This window comes from Ammoniphilus resinae (genome assembly GCF_017873965.1).
Classification (GTDB): domain Bacteria; phylum Bacillota; class Bacilli; order Aneurinibacillales; family RAOX-1; genus Ammoniphilus_A; species Ammoniphilus_A resinae.
This window is the reverse complement of record NZ_JAGGKT010000001.1, coordinates 13,132-34,379: the sequence shown is the minus strand read 5'-3', so window position 1 is coordinate 34,379 and position 21,248 is coordinate 13,132. Positions and strand designations below refer to the sequence as shown.

The 21,248-nt window shown below is 45.2% G+C and carries 22 protein-coding genes and 2 tRNA genes; 4 read left to right on the top strand and 20 right to left on the bottom strand.

Annotated elements, in window-relative coordinates:
* Window positions 1-80 precede the first annotated feature (80 nt).
* Window positions 81-2,012 carry an ABC-F family ATP-binding cassette domain-containing protein gene (locus J2Z37_RS00185; RefSeq protein ID WP_209807746.1) on the top strand — a complete coding sequence of 644 codons (1,932 nt, stop codon included), beginning with the start codon at window positions 81-83 and terminating at the stop codon, window positions 2,010-2,012.
* 208 nt (window positions 2,013-2,220) lie between these two features.
* Here J2Z37_RS00185 and J2Z37_RS00180 read toward each other — a convergent pair whose 3' ends face one another.
* The 6 genes from J2Z37_RS00180 to tsaE all read right to left on the bottom strand — a co-directional run bounded on the left by J2Z37_RS00180 (window position 2,221) and on the right by tsaE (window position 7,548).
* Window positions 2,221-2,361 (bottom strand): hypothetical protein, encoded by a 141-nt coding sequence (locus J2Z37_RS00180; protein WP_209807744.1) that lies wholly within the window; start codon window positions 2,359-2,361, stop codon window positions 2,221-2,223.
* Window positions 2,362-2,373: 12 nt separating this feature from the next.
* A complete protein-coding gene (locus J2Z37_RS00175; RefSeq protein WP_209807742.1) occupies window positions 2,374-4,518 on the bottom strand; it encodes a hypothetical protein in 2,145 nt (714 codons plus the stop codon).
* A 287-nt stretch (window positions 4,519-4,805) separates the two neighbouring features.
* Window positions 4,806-5,876 (bottom strand): tRNA (adenosine(37)-N6)-threonylcarbamoyltransferase complex transferase subunit TsaD, encoded by a 1,071-nt coding sequence (tsaD, locus tag J2Z37_RS00170; RefSeq protein WP_209807740.1) that lies wholly within the window; start codon window positions 5,874-5,876, stop codon window positions 4,806-4,808.
* Complete coding sequence (gene rimI, locus J2Z37_RS00165; RefSeq protein WP_209807734.1) at window positions 5,839-6,327, bottom strand: ribosomal protein S18-alanine N-acetyltransferase; 489 nt, start codon at window positions 6,325-6,327, stop codon at window positions 5,839-5,841. The genes tsaD and rimI overlap by 38 nt, the downstream gene beginning before the upstream one ends.
* Before the next feature lie 19 nt (window positions 6,328-6,346).
* Entirely contained in the window at window positions 6,347-7,048 is a 702-nt protein-coding gene (tsaB, locus tag J2Z37_RS00160) for a tRNA (adenosine(37)-N6)-threonylcarbamoyltransferase complex dimerization subunit type 1 TsaB (protein ID WP_209807733.1), read from the bottom strand.
* Complete coding sequence (gene tsaE / locus J2Z37_RS00155; protein WP_209807732.1) at window positions 7,045-7,548, bottom strand: tRNA (adenosine(37)-N6)-threonylcarbamoyltransferase complex ATPase subunit type 1 TsaE; 504 nt, start codon at window positions 7,546-7,548, stop codon at window positions 7,045-7,047. Before tsaE ends, tsaB begins: the two co-directional genes overlap by 4 nt.
* Before the next feature lie 170 nt (window positions 7,549-7,718).
* On the opposite strand from tsaE, the gene J2Z37_RS00150 reads away from it, so the two are divergent.
* A complete protein-coding gene (locus J2Z37_RS00150; protein WP_209808876.1) occupies window positions 7,719-8,057 on the top strand; it encodes a hydrolase/acyltransferase in 339 nt (112 codons plus the stop codon).
* A gap of 86 nt (window positions 8,058-8,143) precedes the next feature.
* On the top strand, window positions 8,144-8,269 hold the full coding sequence (cmpA, locus tag J2Z37_RS00145) for a cortex morphogenetic protein CmpA (RefSeq protein ID WP_209807731.1): 126 nt from the start codon (window positions 8,144-8,146) through the stop codon (window positions 8,267-8,269).
* A 57-nt stretch (window positions 8,270-8,326) separates the two neighbouring features.
* Here the strand turns inward: cmpA and J2Z37_RS00140 are convergent, their stop codons facing one another.
* From J2Z37_RS00140 to J2Z37_RS00115, 6 genes are all read right to left on the bottom strand, one after another.
* On the bottom strand, window positions 8,327-10,480 hold the full coding sequence (locus J2Z37_RS00140) for a Tex family protein (RefSeq protein ID WP_209807724.1): 2,154 nt from the start codon (window positions 10,478-10,480) through the stop codon (window positions 8,327-8,329).
* Between the two features lie 24 nt (window positions 10,481-10,504).
* On the bottom strand, window positions 10,505-10,963 hold the full coding sequence (locus J2Z37_RS00135) for an FmdB family zinc ribbon protein (protein WP_209807722.1): 459 nt from the start codon (window positions 10,961-10,963) through the stop codon (window positions 10,505-10,507).
* A 143-nt stretch (window positions 10,964-11,106) separates the two neighbouring features.
* Window positions 11,107-11,457: a type II toxin-antitoxin system PemK/MazF family toxin gene (locus J2Z37_RS00130; RefSeq protein ID WP_209807720.1), complete on the bottom strand. Its 351-nt coding sequence runs from the start codon at window positions 11,455-11,457 to the stop codon at window positions 11,107-11,109.
* A 3-nt stretch (window positions 11,458-11,460) separates the two neighbouring features.
* Complete coding sequence (locus tag J2Z37_RS00125) at window positions 11,461-11,778, bottom strand: CopG family ribbon-helix-helix protein (protein WP_280922129.1); 318 nt, start codon at window positions 11,776-11,778, stop codon at window positions 11,461-11,463.
* Between the two features lie 244 nt (window positions 11,779-12,022).
* Window positions 12,023-13,147: an alanine racemase gene (alr, locus tag J2Z37_RS00120; RefSeq protein ID WP_209807718.1), complete on the bottom strand. Its 1,125-nt coding sequence runs from the start codon at window positions 13,145-13,147 to the stop codon at window positions 12,023-12,025.
* A 6-nt stretch (window positions 13,148-13,153) separates the two neighbouring features.
* Window positions 13,154-13,627 (bottom strand): hypothetical protein, encoded by a 474-nt coding sequence (locus J2Z37_RS00115; RefSeq protein WP_209807716.1) that lies wholly within the window; start codon window positions 13,625-13,627, stop codon window positions 13,154-13,156.
* 132 nt (window positions 13,628-13,759) lie between these two features.
* Here J2Z37_RS00115 and J2Z37_RS00110 point away from each other — a divergent pair, with 132 nt between their 5' ends.
* Window positions 13,760-13,954, top strand: a complete 195-nt coding sequence (locus J2Z37_RS00110; RefSeq protein WP_209807714.1) for a hypothetical protein — start codon at window positions 13,760-13,762, stop codon at window positions 13,952-13,954.
* Window positions 13,955-14,170: 216 nt separating this feature from the next.
* Here J2Z37_RS00110 and J2Z37_RS00105 read toward each other — a convergent pair.
* The 8 genes from J2Z37_RS00105 to J2Z37_RS00070 all read right to left on the bottom strand — a co-directional run bounded on the left by J2Z37_RS00105 (window position 14,171) and on the right by J2Z37_RS00070 (window position 21,199).
* Window positions 14,171-14,255: transfer RNA gene (locus J2Z37_RS00105), tRNA-Leu, on the bottom strand.
* Between the two features lie 10 nt (window positions 14,256-14,265).
* Window positions 14,266-14,341: transfer RNA gene (locus J2Z37_RS00100), tRNA-Val, on the bottom strand.
* 260 nt (window positions 14,342-14,601) lie between these two features.
* The gene (locus J2Z37_RS00095; RefSeq protein WP_245203465.1) at window positions 14,602-15,624 is read right to left on the bottom strand and encodes an outer membrane lipoprotein-sorting protein; all 1,023 of its coding nucleotides are present in this window, start codon (window positions 15,622-15,624) and stop codon (window positions 14,602-14,604) included.
* Between the two features lie 72 nt (window positions 15,625-15,696).
* Window positions 15,697-17,241, bottom strand: coding sequence for an NAD(P)H-hydrate dehydratase (locus tag J2Z37_RS00090; RefSeq protein ID WP_209807710.1), 1,545 nt, complete (start codon window positions 17,239-17,241; stop codon window positions 15,697-15,699).
* 60 nt (window positions 17,242-17,301) lie between these two features.
* Window positions 17,302-17,682, bottom strand: a complete 381-nt coding sequence (gene acpS, locus J2Z37_RS00085; protein ID WP_209807708.1) for a holo-ACP synthase — start codon at window positions 17,680-17,682, stop codon at window positions 17,302-17,304.
* A 14-nt stretch (window positions 17,683-17,696) separates the two neighbouring features.
* A complete protein-coding gene (locus J2Z37_RS00080) occupies window positions 17,697-18,413 on the bottom strand; it encodes a hypothetical protein (RefSeq protein WP_209807706.1) in 717 nt (238 codons plus the stop codon).
* Window positions 18,397-19,515 carry a molybdopterin-dependent oxidoreductase gene (locus tag J2Z37_RS00075; protein ID WP_209807704.1) on the bottom strand — a complete coding sequence of 373 codons (1,119 nt, stop codon included), beginning with the start codon at window positions 19,513-19,515 and terminating at the stop codon, window positions 18,397-18,399. Before J2Z37_RS00075 ends, J2Z37_RS00080 begins: the two co-directional genes overlap by 17 nt.
* Window positions 19,516-19,609: 94 nt before the next feature.
* Window positions 19,610-21,199, bottom strand: coding sequence for an MDR family MFS transporter (locus J2Z37_RS00070; protein WP_209807702.1), 1,590 nt, complete (start codon window positions 21,197-21,199; stop codon window positions 19,610-19,612).
* Between the last annotated feature and the right edge of the window lie 49 nt (window positions 21,200-21,248).

The following is a 21,248-nucleotide window of genomic DNA, read 5'->3' as shown; positions in this document are numbered from 1 at the left end:
AGGTCTGACCCCTTAATAATTTCAAAACAGGCACCCGGATATGGTAAACTATATGGGTATTTCAATATGAGGTGACCACCATGATTTTATTACAAGCGGTCGATATTTCCAAATCCTTTGCCGCTGAACCGATTCTATCTGGAATCAATTTGCAAATTCAGTCCGGAGAACGCATCGGTTTAGTTGGGGTAAACGGTGTTGGAAAATCAACCTTTCTAAAAATATTAACAGGGCAAATGTTTCCTGATTCTGGTGAAATTCGCAAAGGAAAGCAAGTCCAGGTCGGATATCTGGCGCAGAATAGCGGACTTCAATCGGAGAATATCATCTGGGATGAAATGATCACAGTATTTGACGACCTTCGGGCACAGGAAAAACAACTTCGTCTGCTCGAACAGCAAATGGGCGAACCGATGTCAGAGAAGCAGCACGAACAGTTATTAGAGCAATATTCCATTCTCTCAGAAGACTTTAAGGATAAAGGCGGTTTTCAATACGAGGCCAACATTCGAAACGTCCTGCACGGGATGAGGTTCTATGAAGATGACTATCAAAAGCCGATTTCTTCGTTGAGCGGCGGACAAAAAACCCGCCTTGCTTTATGTAAATTGCTGCTAACGAATCCGGATATTCTAGTTTTGGATGAGCCGACAAATTATTTGGATATTGAGACGCTGACCTGGTTGGAAAAATATCTAAACGGGTATCCAGGCGCGATCCTTGTCGTTTCCCACGACCGCTTCTTTTTAGATGCCCTTGTCACAGTCATTTATGAAATTGAGCGGACACAGTGCAAACGCTATGTTGGCAACTATTCCAATTATCTCGATTTAAAAGCGGAAGATATTGAACGCCAGCTAGCCACCTATGAAAAGCAGGAAAAAGAGATTTCTAAGCTGGAGGATTTCATCGCTCGTAATATTGCCCGAGCATCGACGACGAAGAGGGCGCAAAGCCGCCGAAAAATGCTAGATAAAATTTCTCGAGTTGAGCGGCCTGTCACTGCTGATAGAAAAGTCTCCTTTTCTTTCGATGTTGACCGGACCAGTGGAAATGAAGTTTTAAAAGTGAAAGATCTGACTGTCGGCTATGGTGACCATGTTTTATCCTCCGGGATTTCCTTTCAACTGGAACGGGGAGAAAGAGTAGCTCTGCTCGGACCAAACGGAATTGGAAAATCAAGCTTGCTGAAGACCATTATCGGCCAATTGCCACCGCTCGCTGGTACGATCACATTAGGCAGCAATGTAGCGATTGGTTATTATGATCAGGAACAAACTCGGTTGCACCCGCAAGTTCAGGTCCTTCATGAGCTATGGGATGAATACCCGCAGATGTTGGAGCAGGATGTGCGGACCGTTCTTGGCAATTTTCTCTTTAGCGGGGACGATGTTTTGAAGAAAATCTCTACTTTAAGCGGTGGGGAAAAAGCTCGGGTAAGCTTGGCCAAACTGATGCTGCAAAACGCCAATTTCTTAATCCTTGACGAGCCCACAAACCATCTGGATATCTTCAGCAAGGAAGTGCTGGAAAATGCACTATATGATTATCCTGGCACGATCTTGTTTGTTTCGCACGATCGATACTTTTTGAACAAAATGGCGACACGCGTCATCGAATTAGGACCAAATGGCTGCGAAAGCTACCTCGGTGATTATAACTACTTTCGAGAGAAGAAAATGGAGCAAGAGGAGCTGGCCCTTAACTCCGTAGCATCGAAGGAGACCATCTCGACTCAGGACGAACGCCGACCTACCGATAAGGAAAATTATCTTCAAGACAAGGAACAGCAAAGACGGGAGCGCCAACGGCAACGGAAAATTGAAGAGCTGGAAGGGAAAATCGAGGTCATCGAAGCGGAGATTGCTTCACTTGAGGAACAGCTCTGTCAGCCCGAGATCTTCGAGGAACCGTTGAAGGCCGTCGAGCTGACTGATCAGCTGACGAAAAAGAATGAGGAGTTGGAAGCACTGCTCGAGGAATGGGAGCAGGTGCAGGAAGAGACCCCTTAGGGTAATGAAGTTTCTGTGTATGGATTCAACTTGTCAAGTGGTGAATCCTTGTTTATGGGGTGGATTGACTATATTATTCATTCATATCCCTACCCTTGCGCGTAAATTATCGGGGATGATGACCAAAATGCTCCTCGGAATTTGTGAAAACGGTCATCGTCCGGTGGATGATGACCAAAATCCTTCTTGGAATTTGTGAAAACAGTCATCATCCGGGTGATGATGACCAAAATGCTCCTCGGAAATCGTGAAAACGGTCTTCATCCGGGCGATGATGACCAAAATCCTTCTCGGAAATCGCGAAAATGGTCATCACCGGCGGATCGACAACCGGAATTCTTTCAGGCAATCTCTTACCCCCTCATGCTTTCTCCTGCAATCCCAAGTAAAGTAACGGAACCACCATAAACACGATCGTTGTCGCGGCAGCAACAATGCCGGAATCATTCACAGCAAGCGCAGTGAAGGCCCCTACAATAATCCCAAAAAAACCTCTCACCGCATAAGGATACCTCTCCGACAGATGGCCAAAGACTCCAGCGGGACGGTAACATAAAACCCCAAGCACTAACAAAGAGGTTATAAACACCTTGCTCCAGGAAGACACCTGGATGAGTTTGACGTTCATTTCCAACTTCCGCTTGATAATATAGGATATCTCTTGAAAGTCTCCGGAAAATAGTTTGCTCATTGCCCTTCCGATATGCGATTTGCTCTGATCATCCCCTACCAAATTGACAGCAAATAACGTGACAAAGGAAATGACTATGGCAAGTCCGCCCCAAAAGACATATTTTCGGTTCAGTTGGATGTCAAATAGCCGGAAAAACGAGGTACAGTAGGCCGTGATCGCTGTTAGGGCACCCCCGGCGTTCGTTCCCCACTTTGGCAAAGCAAAGAAGATGAGATATAAACCAAATACGGTTACTGATAAACCTTTTAAGAGATTCAGTTTTCTTTTCGTAATTTCCAACAGCATCGCTAAGCTGAGAATCGAACTGCCAATCACAACGCCCATGTATTCGTTGCCGATTCCATAATACCTAGCCCCGATAATGGGGTCATAGCCAAGATAGGACCGCTTCATCAGCATCGACTGCAAGAAGATTCCATCGACCAAAATCGGCACCCAGTTCACCAGACTGATCAAAAGAAATACCCAGGCAAAAGGCAAGCGAATGAATGCCGCAGAAATCGCCGTTCCTAGAACCCATAGAAAGAGGATTGTCAAATTGACATTCTGGATTGTGGAGAACCACGGCAAAATTAATAGTATAAAAGGGGTCAGCGTCAACACTAATAAAAGAAAACGCGTCCCCTGATTGGCAAATTGATACAGCATCGATTGCGGTTTGGCAAACAGCCATAGGGCTGTAGCAAAAATCAGTACCGCTACCTGATAGGAGATATATCCGTACAGGACCTGGGAACGTGTCGCGTAGATATGCTTAATCCGTTCCCATTCATTCCAAAAGGAAGCTTTCTCAGCAGCACTTATGATGGGGCGTCCCATCATTTCTGGTGGACTTGGGAGTCCAAGCCAGGCTAGAACGGTTGGGGCTACATCCACATTGCCAACAATCCCCACCTGCCTTGTCGTCGTGCTGGTCAAGACCCCCTGTTGTTGCTCCGGGGTTATGAGCAGCAAAGGCGCCATTAATGATTTCTCATTTGCAGCATCTTCGTTCACCATTGGGGAAACAAAAAGGATCAGCTCCCCCTCTTTTTGCTCGTCTACTACGCTCGTCATTAATTCGTTGATTCTTTGCAATACCTCTGTTTTCGTATCGGCAAAATGCTCTTCTAAAATTGCCGGCTTCATTGAATACAATCGATAGAGATCCCCAAGCTCCAGTACGATGACATCTGCCTTCTCTTTGAGCAGCATGGTTTGCTCCAGCATCATTTGCTGATCAGTTTGTACGCTATAGGGCGAATCGATACTTATGCGCAAAGTCGCTTTGGAAACATCACCGTAATCAACTTTCCCCTTCTCATCCATGACAAATAATGGAGCAAATCTTGTCCAGTCCTCCATTCCCTTGTCAGAGTTGCCGAGGACTGCTGTTTTCAATCCGTTTTTGTGCAACTCTCTTCCCAAAAGACCGGGAATAATCGGGTAGGGTTGATTCTCATTACCACGAATCAAATAGGGGATCCCGGGTACATAAATCCCCTCCGCAGTTCCCTGATACCCTGTTACCTGTTGATAAAGTTGAAAGGCTAGAAGTCCATCCACATCTTCTTCCCCAGAGTAGGAAGCTAATGCTTTTTCTGAACCAACCGCCCGCGTTCCGCTCCCCAATGTAACCAGGTTGTTGATATCTGTCATGGAACCCGCCGTTTTAATATTCATGGCCGCGAGCAAACCTCTTTCAATCCACTCCCCCAAATGGAGGGATTGCATCTGCCGCAGGTCGTCCAGTGAAACTTGGTTGGCAAGAACAATCAACACTTTCTTTTCGTTTTCAGCTTCAACGGAGATGGAATGGGGAAAAAACATCATCCATAAACTGAAAAGAACTGTGGATAAAACAATCTTAACCAGAAAAATACCCCCTTTTCCACATTACCCACACACTTATGCACAGCCTATTTACCCTATTTATAAAGGATTAGGCAGTTTTTCCACATATTCGACAAATTTTTTAACACAAACTTGCTCACTTTTGCACATTCGACAAAATCCCGACAAAACTCTTATTCACAAGGTTATTCACATTATCCACAAATTAATGAACATAACTTTTCAACAGGCAAAAAAAAAAAGCAACTATTCACATAGTTGCCGTTTTAGCTTAATGGTAAACCCGGATTTGCGTTTAAATCAAGATCTGCAAATACCCCTTTTTGATATTGAATGTAACCAGCAGCCGCAATCATCGCAGCATTATCTGTGCAAAGCGAGAGGGGAGGAATCACTAAATCAACGCCTTCTTTCTTGCTTCTCGCAGTCAATCGTTCACGCAACCCGCGATTTGCCGCAACACCTCCTGCCAGAAGAAGCTGTTTCACTCCATATTGATCCACAGCCCGAAAGGCCTTTTCCACAAGGACCTCAATCACCGCTTCTTGAAAACTTGCAGCTAAATCCTCCGGTTTAATTGTTTCTCCCCGCTGTTTCGCATTATGAAGAACATTCAGCACAGCCGACTTTAATCCACTAAAACTAAAGTCATAGGATCCCGCTTCCAACCACGCGCGCGGAAGGGAAATGGTAGCTTCCCCCTCGTGTGCCAACCGATCAATATGCGGTCCACCCGGATATGGCAGGGAAAGTGAGCGAGCAACCTTATCATAGGCTTCTCCTGCTGCATCATCCCTTGTCTGTCCAAGGATCTCAAAAGAGCCATGCTCCTTCATATAGACAAGTTCAGTATGCCCTCCGGAAACCACTAAACATAGCAGCGGAAATTCCATCTCTTTGACAAAACGGTTGGCATAAATATGACCTGCGATATGGTGCACTGGGAATAAAGGCAGACCTTTCGCATAAGCGATGGTTTTCGCCGCGGAGACTCCGATTAACAGCGCGCCTACCAGTCCAGGCCCCGCCGTTACGGCAACGCCAGAGAGATCATCAAGTCCAAGTTTTGCCTCCTCTAGAGCCTGCTGGGTGATCATTGTGATATCCTCTACATGCTTTCTCGAAGCTACCTCTGGTACGACCCCGCCAAACCGTTTGTGAATATCCACCTGAGAGGAAATGATGTTAGAGAGAATTTCCTTGCCATCGCGGATGATCGCTACTGATGTTTCATCACAGCTTGTTTCAATCCCTAACAAATAGCAGGGTTTGCCAGTCTCTCGATCTTTTTTATAACGTTCATGAGCAATTTGTGCCCATCTGCTCGTTTGCTTCATCTTCAAAATTCACCCACATAATCAGCGCATCCTCCCCATTATCGGAATAATAGTTTGGGCGGATACCTGTTTTTTTAAAGCCAAATTTGTGATATAAACGCTGAGCGATTGTATTGCTCACCCTAACTTCTAGCGTCATCGCCTTCGCCCCTTGCCGATAGGCATGCAGTTGCATTGCAGCCAATAGCTTTTCACCCCAGCGTTGCCCGCGATATTCAGGAGAAATCGCGATATTGGTAATATGTGCTTCATCAACAATAATCCACATTCCCCCATAGCCTGCTAACACGCCGTTAATTTCCAATACCAGGTAATAGGCAAAATGGTTTTGTGTTAGTTCATTATGAAAGGATTCATACGACCAAGGGACTGTAAAAGAAGACTGTTCGATCCGCGAAATCCCTTGCAGATCATCAAGGTTCATCCGCCGTATTATGTATGTTTCCTCCATTGCTCCTAATCCTTTCTTGTTACTTCGGAAGAACTTTTTGTTCGGCCAGCCATTTGGCCTCTGCCTCGGCCAATTGAAGGTATTGGGGAGCAAAGGAATGAATCTCCGCATCCTGTCCCTCTTCAATTAGCTTTTCCCCTTTGCGGGCAATAAAGGATGCACGCGGCAGATTCCATTCTGCTGGGCCAAATAAGGCCAAATCTCCTAGAACTTGTCCAATCTTTTCCTGATGAAGTCTGACGTCATCGCCTAAAAACAAAACACGTTCTCCCTTAGGATGCAACTCCCCCAACCATTCATCAAGCAAACGGATTCGATCTGGTTGCAACCGGTTCTCCTCATTAAACAAAGCAGTATAAACCTGGCCTCTTCTCGCGTCCATCAACGGGCAGATATATGCCTTGGCAAAAGAGGCATTTGCTGCGATTGCCTCCAAACTTGATACCCCAGCTAGTGGTATTCCCAAAGACCAAGCCATTGTCTTTGCAGTTGTCAGGCCAATTCGGATTCCTGTATAAGAACCAGGTCCACCAGCTACCGCAACCCCTTGCAATTCTTCCGGGCCCATTCCCAATTCTTCTAGAAGCAAGGAAATCGCTGGCATCAGTCGAATAGAGTGGTTTTTCTTTAGATTCGTCGTGTATTCGCCAAGAAGCCGGTTATTCTCCACAACAGCTATACTCATGACCAGGTTGGAGGTATCGATTCCTAGAACCCTCATCCGATCAACTCCTCACAAACAGAAATAAAGTGATCACCATGTGCTGTCACCTGGACTTCACGGGAATCTCCTGCCGTTCTTTTTATACAGATCTCCAATAAAACCGGAGGAAGCACAGAGCGGATCATACTCGCCCACTCCACAACGGTAATCCCTTCTCCGTATAAATACTCGTCAAACCCTAGCTCTTCAAATTCATCATCCACACGATAGACATCCATATGATAGAGCGGAAGGATTCCTTGATACTCCTTAATAATTGTAAAAGTTGGGCTGTTTACCACCGTCTTGATCCCAAGGCCCTTGGCAAGCCCTTGGGTAAACGTGGTCTTCCCTGCCCCAAGATCCCCTTCCAAGGCAATCACATCGCCTGGTCCTAGCAATGAAGCCAATCGTTCCGCAAACTGCTGGGTTTGCTCCGGAGAATCGGAGGGGAACAGATAATTTTTACTTTCTATATTCAAATTTGCCACTCCTTGCTTTCGTTCACGGTAATTCATTCTGAATTAGGTGGGAATGCTCCCCTTTTTGGACACTTACCCAATCAATGGAAGTCCATTTCATTATAGCTTTCACCATTTCCACCTGCAATAAAACGAAACAACTTGATAATCTGCCAATAGTTGAAGTACACTTTGAGAAGATACTTGCCAAAGATGGGGGAATTATCATGCGCTATTGTTTGCTTCGTGATCAGGATCAGTTGGAATTTGTAGCCATTCCAACTGATCATATGTACCAATTGATCGCTTTAATTCGTAGACTGCACAAGGAAATAGACAAATTAACTGCCGCAACCAAGCCTTCGGTGCCAGATGTCTTGGCAGAATGCAGTGACTTGGAAATTCATTCTTCTGATTGTCCTATCATTTCCGGACTTGAATATATTAATCGTTTAGAAAGCAGTTTCGCAGAAATTCCAGAGGAGCACTATCCTTTAATTTCGCTCTTAACTGAAATACGAGCATTTCAAGCCCAACTAGAGTATCTTGCAGAAGAATCTGAATAAGTTTTAGTTCACCCTCCCCATCCTCCTGAATATCCTATTAGAACACAGTACATCTGATGGAGCGAAGGGGGAGGAGGGACAGCACGATGCCTGAGTGGCTGCGAAAACAACTGATGCGTGCCTTTCTCGGTAAAGATCGCAGGCAAATCCGACTACTAAATGACTGTTGGTTTATTTATAAACAGAAAAATGGCGGGAGAAACATTTCCTAGTTTGCCCGCTTTTTTGAAAAGAAGAAGCAGCTGCTGTTCGCGCTGCTTCTTTTGTGTTTAGGGGATCATTGACAATCCCACACGGCCTTTTTTCACATCCACTTCCGTTACCCATACGGTAACAATCTGCCCGACAGATACCACATCAAGGGGATGCTTGACAAATTTATTGCTCATTTTTGAAATGTGTACAAGTCCATCATTTTTTAAGCCAATGTCAACGAAAGCACCAAAGTCTACGACATTGCGGATAGTTCCTTGCAGTTCCATCCCAAGCTTCAGATCCTCAATGGAAAGTACGTCCTTCATTAATAAAGGTTTTGGTAATTCATCGCGCGGATCACGACCAGGACGCAAGAGGCTATCCACGATATCTTGCAATGTCGGCTCGCCAATTCCAAGTTGCACTGACATTTGTTCAATATTTACTGTTTGCAGTTTTTCCTTCGCCTGGTCTGTCCCCAGTTCACTCGGGTCAAGCTCGAGAAGGGTTAACAACTCGGCGACCTTACTATAGGATTCAGGGTGTATGGGTGTCTTATCAAGTGGATTTTCCCCTTCAAGAATACGCAAAAATCCAATACACTGCTCGTAGGTTTTTTCGCCCAATCGGGGGACCTTCTTGAGTTGCGCACGGTCCACGAATTTCCCCAGTTCATCGCGTTGTTTGACAATGTTTTTGGCCACCTGCTTGGAAATACCTGATACATATTGAAGCAGGGATGGCGATGCCGTATTCACATCCACCCCGACATAGTTTACCGAGGATTCAACGACAAACTGCAAACTTTCTGCTAAACGGGGTTGGCTGACATCATGCTGATACTGCCCGACACCGATCGATTTCGGATCAATCTTCACCAATTCCGCAAGCGGATCCTGCAAACGGCGGGCAATCGACACTGCACTTCGCTCGGCCACGTCTAAATCAGGAAATTCCTCACCAGCTAATTTGGATGCCGAATAGACGCTAGCCCCCGCTTCATTGACAATAATGTAAAAGACCTCTCGCTTGATTTCTTTAAGCAGCGTTGCGACAAATTCTTCGGTTTCCCGTGAGGCCGTTCCATTCCCAATGGTGATAAGATCAATCTTGTAAGTATCGATGATATCTTTTAAAACCCGCTTCGCTTCCTCCACCTTGTTATGCGGAGGGGTGGGGTAAACAACGCCTACTTTATACAGCTTCCCCGTCTCATCGACAACAGCAAACTTGCATCCCGTACGAAAAGCCGGATCGATCCCCAGGACCATTTTCCCTTTGACAGGTGCCTGCAAGAGGAGCTGACGTAAATTTTCCGCAAAAATATGAATCGCCTGCTCTTCCGCCTTTTCTGTCAGTTCGTTGCGGACTTCCCGTTCAATAGATGGTGCGATTAATCTTTTATAGCCGTCTTCCAACGCCGTCATCAAATAAGACGCCGTCGCTGTCGCTTGACGAGGGATATATTTTCTTTGCAAGAATTGAATGATCGATTCGGACTCCAAGCCAATTTTTACGCGCAGAATCCCTTCCTTTTCACCGCGGTTAATAGCCAGAATTCGGTGGGGAACGATTCGTTTCACCGGTTCCGCATACTCGTAATACATTTCATATACTTTTTTCTCGTTTTCTTCTTCTTCCTTTTTCTCTACCTGCACGATCCCTTTTTCCATTGTTTCACGACGAATCCATTTACGAACATCCGGGTCATCGGAAACCATTTCGGCAATAATATCCATGGCCCCCTGCAAAGCATCTTCTGCCGTCAACACCTGTTTTTCTTCGTCAATGTATTTGGCTGCTTCAACCAAAGGATCGCCTTGTTTTGGCAAACTCATCAGGTAGGCTGCAAGGGGTTCAAGTCCCTTCTCCTTCGCCATGGTTGCCCTTGTACGGCGCTTTTGCCGGTAGGGACGGTAGAGATCTTCAACTTCTTGCAGCTTCGTAGATTCGAGAATTTGCGTCCGCAGTTCCTCTGTCAGCTTATCCTGCTCCTCAATTAAGCGGATGACTTCTGCTTTTCGATCTTCCAAATTGCGCAGGTATTCTAATCGCTCCTGGATGGTGCGGATTTGATTTTCATCCAATGTTCCCGTCATTTCCTTGCGATAACGGGCTATGAAAGGAACCGTATTCCCTTCATCCAACAATTGCACAGTGTTTTTCACCCGGGCAATGGCAATGCCCTCGGTTCGGGCAATTGTTTCAATCATTTGTGTAACATCCATTCCTATGCCTTCCTCCGTACAAAATTATACACGATTAATAATTCTCTTCTGTTTGACGGTTTCTACTTCTCCACCACAGGATGGGCACTGTATTTTTTGCTCATCAGTATTCACATGATCTTCTATGTAGAATTCAAACTGACACGACTTGCATCGAACCTGCATCACCCGGTCCACAAGGATTTTCGTGGCGGAACCGTCCTGACTGGTATCGATGACTTCGATATGAATAGATGGATCGGAATCATCATCTGCCAACATCTTTCCTTCAATATCTGCATCTGTTCTCCATCCTCTACCTAATACATGCTGTTCAAGCGCAGTATGTGAGGATTCCTCATACATCTTCTTGGCCAACGCCATGAGTTGCTCATTCGTCAGAGATTTAAACTCCAGTTCTTGGCCATGCCTTTTCCAATACCCCATTAATTGTTGCTCGGTAAATACCAAACGGGCTAGCTTATTGATTACAACATTTCTCATGCAGAATCCATCCTCTCAGCATTAGGTTTCCTTTATTGTAACATAGCAAATTATAGAAAAAAAAACATACTTTTTATGACATGGAAAAAACCGTATCGCAAGAGCAGCAATACGGCTTATCTACCAACCGAAGAAAATCGATTTTAAAAATCAATGAGGCCTAGACTAATTTGAATTGCCTCGTGTACCTTCTCCATCATTTCCTCGTCAAGATGTGTGATTTTGTCAGTTAATCTTTGTTTATCGATAGTCCGAATTTGTTCCAAAAGAATAACAGAATCCCGGTCGAATCCATAGCTTTTCGCATCAATCTCGACGTGTGTTGGAAGCTTAGCCTTTTGGATTTGGGCTGTTATGGCTGCGACGATGACCGTCGGACTGAACCGATTCCCAATATCATTTTGGATGATAAGCACGGGACGAACACCGCCCTGTTCTGATCCGACCACAGGTGATAAATCCGCAAAATAGACATCGCCACGCTTAACAATCACAAATTACACCCCGCTAACTAAGCGGCCTAAAGTATGATTCGCCTCTTCTTCCGCATCAAATGCCTCGGAAGCCATATTGAGATTAATATGCGCCATTTCCATATACCCTCTCTGCATAGATTCACGTATATGGCGCTTCTTTCTCTCCCTAAGATAGAGTTTCATCGCTTGTCTGATAAATTCACTTCGATTGGATTGTTCCTTTTCTACGACACCATCCACTTCCTCAAGTAAGTGGTGGGGCAAACTAATCATGATACGCTTCGTATCCATCTTAGACAAGACAAACGCACCTCCAACGACACTAACAACTCGTTTCATGAATAAAATACATACTATTAATACCATTATGTCGAAATATATTCATAATTATACAAGAGAGAATCGATGATCCTTCACATAGACATAATTCTGGTATATATAATTCTTTGTCGAAAGCCTAAATCCTTCTACTAAAGGATGGAAAATAGTAGTAGCGAAGAATCCGTAGCTCATCATACTTTTTGTATTGTACCATCTACCGAAGGCGAACGACAAGGAAATTACTCATTTCGTCATTGTGTAATTATTGGGCATTTCCATAAATTCGAGGCACCCTTTTACTAATCATACAAGTCACTTCATAGTTAATGGTGTGCAAAAGGTCAGCCACTTCATCGACGGTAATCTCTTGATTTCCTTGTTTTCCGATCAAAACAACTTCATCTCCCAACCTGCAATCGGGAACAGAAGAAACATCCACCATCAATTGATCCATACAAACTCTCCCAATAATCGGCACCCTTTTCCCTCGGATCAGGACTGAACCGCGATTGGATAAGGATCTTGAATATCCGTCAGCATAGCCAATTGGAATCGTTGCAACATAAGCAGATTCTTTAACTTGATAGGTAGCCCCATAACTAATGAATGTACCGGCGGGCACCTGCTTCACATGGGTTACCTTTGCCTTCAAAGAAAAAGCGGGTTTCAACTGCACTCCTTTCCCTTTTGTGTAGGTAGAAGGGTATTGTCCATATAAGCTTATTCCCAAGCGGATCATGTTATAACCTTGATTTGGGAAAAGTATCGCTGCCGCGCTATTGCTGCAGTGAATCAAAGGGATCTCGCTGGATTCAAGAATTTTTGTGAAATGCTGCAGTTGTTGGCCAGTATAGGAGGAATCCTCTTCATCTGCACAGGCAAAATGGGTAAATGCACCTTCGAGCTCGATTCGTGGGGATTGACAAATAGCCACTGCTAACTGGGAGAACTCTTCTTTCGTTCGTACCCCAATTCTCCCCATCCCAGTATCTACTTTTAAATGAACTTTTGCATTTTTGTTTAACTTTTCTGCGGCCGTTTGGATTGCGGGGATGAGTTCCTCGTGGTACACGGTCATTGTAACATCATGTTGTATTGCGATTGCGACAAATTCTGAAGGAATATAACCCAACGCCAAAATTGGGGCGGTAATTCCTGCCTGGCGAAGTTCTATAGCCTCTTCCAGCATAGCCACTCCCAAGTATTCAGCCCCTGATGCAAGGGCTGCTTTTGCTACAGGAATGGCTCCATGCCCATATCCGTCCGCTTTGATAACAGCCATAATTTTTGTTTGCTGCGGAAGATGTGCACGAAAAGCTCTAACATTATCGGCAATTGCTTGTAAATCTACCTCTACCCATGTACTCCGGTAATAAGGTTCCCCCATTTTGAATCACCTTTTCTTTTGATTGTGAACGATGGCCAATTGCTCATCTAATTTCTCAAGAAAAACATTCGAGGCCATGATCGATTCTTTTTTATCCTTTAGACGAAAGATCGCTCGCCACTTGGAAGTACGCACTACCTCTTCAAGCGGATAGCTTCTCTCTTTCCCTCGCATGCGAATTGTCAGGTCCGTCTTCGTTAATATGTATTCCGGCTTGAGAACCTGACCATAAAGATACGGACCTCCTCCTATGATGAGTACCGCGGCGCCAATAGCTAAGATCTGAAAGCCGGTACCACCTGATGGAAAAAGGGCTCCTGAACTAAAAAGAACCACACCATAACAAAGTGTCTCATAGATTCGTATTCTAGTTGATCTTTTTTGAAAGATATCAATATAACTCGATTTTTCTTTTCTTAATATATAGGGTTGTTGTTGTTTCGAACGGTTTTTTTCTATTTTTCGAGCCTTTTGCGCCATAGACAGCACCTCCATCGTTTATTATAGCATCGGATCCTAAACTTGCGGAAGAAAGTATAAAATTGCTTCTGATCAGTAGTCTTACCAGATTTGGAGGATTCTGCTCTAGAAAAAGGGAGGGGATGAAGAAGGATGAGTCTTTGCAGGCTCATTCAACACCCCAAGAAAAAGAGGGCACCAAATAAGGTCTCCACTGTCCGATCACAAAATAAAGCGGACCGTACAGCCGCTATTTCTCACCAAATGCCGAAAATCAAGGGTTATCCGGACCCAAAAGCCGCTATTCTGCAGTTAAACATCATTTATCCAAGAGTTTATAGCAAATAAGGTCCTCTGTGTCCCCCAACCCACAAGAAAAGAGGGCTTTTACCAGAATAAGGTCTCTCCGGTCCGATCAAAAAACAAATCTCACGTGCCCCCCTTTTCCGAGGTGGAAGGAAATCAGGGATTTGCTGATTTTCTAGTTAGCAACAAGTTGACACAATATAACTTCCTAAATAAAAGAAAATCGTAGGGTTCTCCTACGATTTTACATTTTCGATTTGGTACCGAAGGTCGGGGTCGAACCGACACTCCTTGCGGAACACGATTTTGAGTCGTGCGCGTCTGCCAATTCCGCCACTCCGGCATATGTCATATGGTGGGCGCTGACGGGATCGAACCGCCGACCCCCTGCTTGTAAGGCAGGTGCTCTCCCAGCTGAGCTAAGCGCCCTTGATTAGTTTGTACTATAAATTTAGCACATCCTTTTTTGCGTTTCAACTAGTTGGAAAATATTTTTTTACTCCAGAGTTGGTGATCATGGGTGAAAGATCGGTCCTGGATTTGGCTCATCTGTTTAGGCGGAACGAGGATCCGTTATTTATAGGAAATCGCATCGCACCCTTTCCCAGGATTCATGGACTCAGAATCCGCCAAAGACCCTAACCGGACATAGAAAAGGCCCGCCCCTCTTCAGAGGCAGGCCCACAACTTTACTTCCCGACTTGGTCGAAGGTGGATTTCGCTACAGCGATCATTTCCTCCTTCGGCATATCCCCGGTCAATAAGTATTCCACACCATTATAGGTCCATGTTAAGGTTTTCTTTTGGTCTCCTGTAAGTACAGCCATTGTGCCGTCCAAATCAACGATTTCCCCCATTGGCAAGGTGACAGTCGCTGCTTTTGGTCTTTCTTCAAACAGGGTATAATTGAAATCCCCTTTGTATCGTAGGACGATTTGTGATCCTTCTTGTCCTTTTACTTTTTCCACGCTTGTCAAGGAGACGCCCTGTGGCATATAGGATGGCTGAATGACCCCGAAGCTTCCTGCTGGAGCTTCTTTTTCAACGCCTCCTAATGTAGGAATGGATTGAAGCAGCATAGATGTCTCCATATTCTTTTCCTTGTTAAAGGAATCCTCATCAAATTTGCTGTCTAGTTCAAAATTCGTGAAATCAACGCCAACCATCACATTTTTATTGGTATCCATGACTTCTACACGAACCGGCGAAAGGTCTTCATTTAACCATACCTTTTGCGTATCAAGCGAGCGGTTTTGGTAATCTGCCTTCACTTCAAAAATGTATTTCCCATCGACTTGGGAGAACACTCGTGCATCATCATCCAGAATGCTCTTGATCAAAGATTCATAAAGGTAGACCTGTCCGTGGTTTTCCGGCCACCCGCTTTGGAAACGGAAGCTCTTTTTCAAATGAGGGGTCAATACAAATACGCCTTCCTCATTGCGCAAAATGATTTGTGTAATATCTCGTTCTTCAGATGTGAGGGCAACTCGATAATTGTCGGGCTTTTTATGCCATACTTCCACATTATACGATTGTGGATCTTTTCCTGTTTGCAGTGTCAGTACCGCATTCATTTTGTACCCTGTCATCTTCTCCATGCGCTTATCCAAGTCACCGACAACATCCTCTACACCCTTGGGGCCACAACCGACAAGCAGGGCAAAGATCGCTGCAAGCAAAATAAATAGATGTAATTTCCGTTTTATCAATTTTTTCATCCCCTTCGTCTTTTTTTGACAAAGGAGGGCTCCCCTTTTCGGGTTTTTGTAAAGCGTGTTTGGCTACATGCTGTGTGATGCCAATTGTTGAATCGCTTTGCCAATGAATCCGCCTAAATCCGAAGGCGTTCCATTATATTCGTCCATGAATTCTCCTGACATTCCGTGGAGATAAACTCCGAGTATGGTTCCTGAGAGAAGATCGCCAGTCTGTGCGGCAAAAGAGGCAATCATTCCTGACAAAACATCGCCAGACCCCCCTTTAGCCAAAGCAGAGCTCCCGCGGGTGCTTACAAATAACTCACCAGATGGGGTTGCAATGATCGGATAAGTCCCTTTTAAAACCAAATAAACCTGGTGTGTAACGGCAAACTCCCGTGCAACCTGCGGACGATTTTGCTCTACTTGCTTGACGGTTTTGCCAGTTAATCGAGCCATTTCTCCAGGATGTGGAGTGAGGATAACCTGCTTTTTTCGGTTCTTTAAAATGGTGGAATCCTTCGCTTTCGCCAGTGCCAGCAAATTCAATGCGTCCGCATCCAACAGCAACGGGCCCGAAGTAGAACGGATCAGGTTAGCCAACCATTCTATTCCTGATGATTGTCCGATTCCCGGGCCGACGATCGTAAAATTATAGCGATCCATCCGCTCCGTCAACACCTTCCAGCTATCCTCTGAAAAAGCGCCGTCAGTATCAGGCCAAGGCCAAAAGATCGCTTCCGGTACACGTCCGGCGACCATTGACTGAACTTCCTTGGGTACAGCCATTGTCACCATGCCGGCCCCCGAGCGAATCGCTCCCATCGCGGCTAATGCAGGTGCCCCGACATAGGGCCTGGACCCCGCAATGACAAGGATGTGGCCATAGGTCCCCTTGTGGGAATGCCGCTTCCTCTTTGGCAGCAGGGATGCAACGTATTCTGGCATTAGCAATCGATCCGTAAGGGAAAACTCCCCATCGATCCAGCCTGGGAAAGAAATATCACGCACAATAATCTCTCCGCCATACCCGGCACCTGGATACAAATAGTGGCCCCATTTTGGATTAGCAAAAGTCACCGTTACCTCTGCCTGTACCGCCTCATCTTCGACCGCTCCCGTGTCTGCCTGTACGCCGCTTGGGATATCAATCGCCCAGACGGCCGTACGCTGCTGTTCATTGATCGCCTGGATCACCTTTCGCATCGGCGCTCGCAATTCTCCTTTGATCCCCGTACCGAGAAGTCCATCAAGAATAAGATCCGCTTTTTCTAAATCCTCACGAAAAACCTTCCAATTCTCCTCCTGGAGGTGTCCTAACGGATATTTGCTGCCCACATAAGCCCCAAAAGCTGTACGGCAATCCGCTGTCATCCTTTGCACATCACCTATAAACCACACCTTGATATCAAAGCCGTAGTTTGCCAAATGACGCGCGGCGATAAAGCCGTCCCCTCCGTTATTTCCATGGCCTGCAACAACAACCACCTTGGCGTTTGTCCATTTTCGGGCAACCTCCCCAGCCACCGCCTGGCCAGCCATCTCCATCAAAATGATACCCGGAATGCCAATTTCATCCATGGCGAAGCGGTCCATCTCTCGCATCTGCTGCGCATTCACCAAATACACATTTATTCCCTCCTGATCCCGCGATATATATCTATGTCCGTACTCGTCCAAATATGCAGACTAGCCTTCCAGAATTACTTGTGCAATCGCATAATTTTTTTCATGTGAAATCGATAGATGCACCTTAAGGGGTCCCTTCCCCAATCCCGAAGAATCCAGCCATTGATTCGCGATTACGAATGTGGGTTTTCCCGAGTCCTCACGCAAAACCTCAATATCCAACCAGCTAAGGCGTTTGCCAAAGCCAAATCCGGTTGCCTTGGCAAACGCCTCTTTTGCTGCGAATCGTCCAGCCACATATTCCACCTTTCGGCTGCCTTCAGGCACTAGTGACAATTCTCTTCCGGTTAAAATCCGTCTTAAAAATCGTTCACCCAAGCGATCAAGCGTCTTCTTAATCCTTCTTTTATCCACCATATCAATACCAGTTCCGATAATCATTTCATTCACCTATTCTATTGAAGCTTTTCCGCCTTCTCTGCTGCACTTGGCAACTCGATCTCTACGGGTTGATTTACATCACTAAACTCAATCAGATAATCCATCTGGTTAAAAATTTTCGTTATACTCGGCTTCAGCTCCACATGCACCTTCATCTTTTGCAAAACAAGCGTCTCCTTGCTTAACCATAGTTCCATTGTTGCCCCGGTCACATCCTCCAAACGCATCCCATGGACTTCATCCCGGAAAGGTTTCAACTCAAGCGTATAATGTTGAATGCCATTTTCGATTTCACGTTTCATCTGTTTCGTATGTTTTAAAAGCCTTAGCCAAAATTTTGTTGGTTCTCTCGAGCCCTCTAATTCCCCTGCCACCGGGTGGGTATAATCAACTTTTTTCCAATTTTCAGGGTCTGTGGAATGAATATAGAATACATCTGAGCTAAAAAACATTTCGAATGAAAAATCTTCTGTATCCGTTAATTTAGCCCTTGAGGAAACCCATGTCAAATCCGGGTCCAAACGGGTTCTTGAATGCAATTCGATAACCTGTTCATCATCCGCCCAAATGACTTGTTTCGATTGGTAGGTTTGCCAATCTTCCACATTGTTGATTGCCTTTTGAATCACCAACAGTTGTTCTTCCTCCCGACTTGTCATCCAATAGAAGGATGCTCCAAACAAAAGGGCCCAAATACCGATCGCTATGGCGTATTTATGATATGTAACCATCTAGATTATACCCCTCTTTTTCTTCCCAATAACCCAAATCCCGCTGACTTACAAACTCGATCCGATTGACCCACTTGATTGACTTATACCCATACATATCTGGCTGAAACAAACGTAACGGAGCCCCTTGACTCTCAATCAACGGTTTATCATCCAAGTTGTAAACTAACATCGCTGTCTTCTGAGTGAGCTGTGACCATTCATAGGTTTCAGTATAAATCCGGTCAGCGGAATACATCTTGATGTATTTTCCTTCTGGTTTTCTTCCAACCAAATTAATCACTTCTTGAAACGGAATCCCTTCCCATTTCACCCCTAACACGCTCCACCCGGTCACACAATGAAAATCATGAGTATACGTATGTTTTGGTAGCTTCTTCAGTTCATCAAAACTCAGTTCCACAGGATTTTCAACCAGCCCGTCAACAGTCAGTCTCCAGGTCTGTGGATCAAAAACAGGATTTTCCGTACGCACAGAGTAAATCCGGAAATACCCTCTTCTTTTCATCTCGTCAAGTCGCGCGAGAAAGGAATCAGATACGGGCCGAAACCACCGGAACAAACCACCAAGCAAAATTGCAAGCAGCCCGCCGGAAAATAAAAGGACGACGTCACGTCTGGAAACCAGCATTCCTTTGTCACGGTCATGGTTGTTGAGTATAGGGGTGGGTTGGTACAATTTCTTCTTTTTTAGAAACCATAAAAGGATATGCCCCGCTACCCAAATTAAAATGAATACGGAGAGGAAGTCGTGTACAGTTAGGGATAGTTGTCGGAGGCCGAGGTATGACGTTGGATTGATCCATAAGATGAGGCCCGTTATAGTCCACCCAAGGGCAAGCGAAACCATCAGACAAATATGAAACGTCTTTTGCCAGCGCCGATGTGCTTTAACATAGGGCAATACGATGGGCAAAATGAGTAGTACGATAGCAAAATAAATAAATCCGATTACCGTATGCAGTTCCCTGATCTGCCATTTGAAATCAACGAATAAAATTCGGAAATAATCGATGTACAAGACCGCCCCAGACAAAATGAGCAGCAGAATTAAAACGCCATGGAGCAGATGCATCCAAAAATACAGTTTACGCTTATTCATTTTGCACTCTCCCCCATTCTTCTTTCTTCTTAAATATAGCAAATTTCCGAAAATTAATCCGCAAAAAAACACCACCTCAGAAGGTGGTGCCTTATTATTTCTCCTGATTTGATGTCCGCAGGGGAATTTCCTTAAGAAAGAAGGTCAACAACAAAGCGAACAGCAGCACCCCTGTGCCAACCAGGAACACTTCATGCAGGGCATGCCCTAATACCTCCCGCAGGATCTGTACAAAGCGATCAAAATAGCCGGCCATGTCAGGAGGCATACTGCCCCGGATTTCCTCTAATTTGGCAGGATCCATCAAAAGCTGAGGATTTGCCATTTTCTCTAATTCCTCTCTTCCTAGCGGGCTTTGCGCGTTAATTGCCATTGCATTCGCCGCATCCATCGCATCCGGTAGGGCCTGCTCAATTTCCCTCTGCATGCTAACCGCCAAAATCGTCCCCATCACTGACACGCCAATAGTCCCACCCATTTGCCGAAACAGCTGGGATGTTGATGTAGCTACCCCTAAGAAACGGTTTTCCACCGCATTTTGGACGGTAAGTGTGAAAATCGGAAAAGCCAATCCAAGCCCAAGCCCCACAATAATCATATTCATCACGGCCGTACGATTCGTGGTATCAATCCCCATAAACGACATCATCAACATACCAAAAGACATTACGAATAGTCCCGTTAGAGCTAGAGCCTTATATTTCCCTGTCCGGCTGACAATTTGTCCTCCAAATGCACTGGCGGCAACCATGCTCAAAGTCATTGGCATCATCACAAAGCCGGATGCGGTTGCGGAGGTACCGATCACTCCCTGGACAAAGAAAGGCATATACATAATTGCCCCAAACATCCCCATCCCCATAATAAAGGCGATCACATTGGAAATGGTAAAGATGCTGTTGCTGAATAGGTGGAGTGGAACTGCTGGACTTTTTACTTTCTTTTCAATCCAGACAAATACCACAAAAGCACCAACCGAGAGCGCAAATAACCCTAAAATCTCAATTGACGTCCAGGCATACTTGGTTCCGGCCCAAGAGAACGCCAGCAACAATGGAATCATCGCCGAAACAAGGAAGATGGATCCAAAGTAATCGACCGATTCTTTCTCCCGGTGTGGCTGTGCAGGAAATAGCCAGGCGATCAGCGAGATAGCCAGGATCCCAAAGGGTAGAAAGACCCAAAAGACCCAATGCCAATCCCAGTTATCGACAATATAACCGCCTAAAGTGGGTCCAAAAACGCTTGCTAGACCAAAAACAGCGCTCATTGCCCCCTGCCATTTCCCCCGTTCCCTCGGCGAAAATAAATCAGCTACAGCAGTAAAGGCAGTGGACATGATCATCCCCGCCCCAAATCCCTGCACCCCGCGGTACACTATAAGTTGAATAATAGTAGACGAGGTTCCCGCTAAAAAGGATCCAACAATAAAGATCCCGATCCCAATTAAAATAAAGGGCTTCCGTCCGTATATATCCGACAGCTTCCCAACGAGAATGGCGGTAATACTGGAGGTTAGCATATAAATCGTAAACACCCAACTAAAATATTCCATTCCGCCAAGCTCTGCGATAATTCTAGGTAAAGCTGTACCAACTATCGTTTGGTTTAAGGCTGCAAAAAGCATGGCAGACATCACGGCCATCATAATAGCAACCTTTTTCCTTGGATCCAAGTGTTCCATTTTAACGGTCTCCTTCGTATAAAATCCTTCATATATCCCTTAGTTTTAC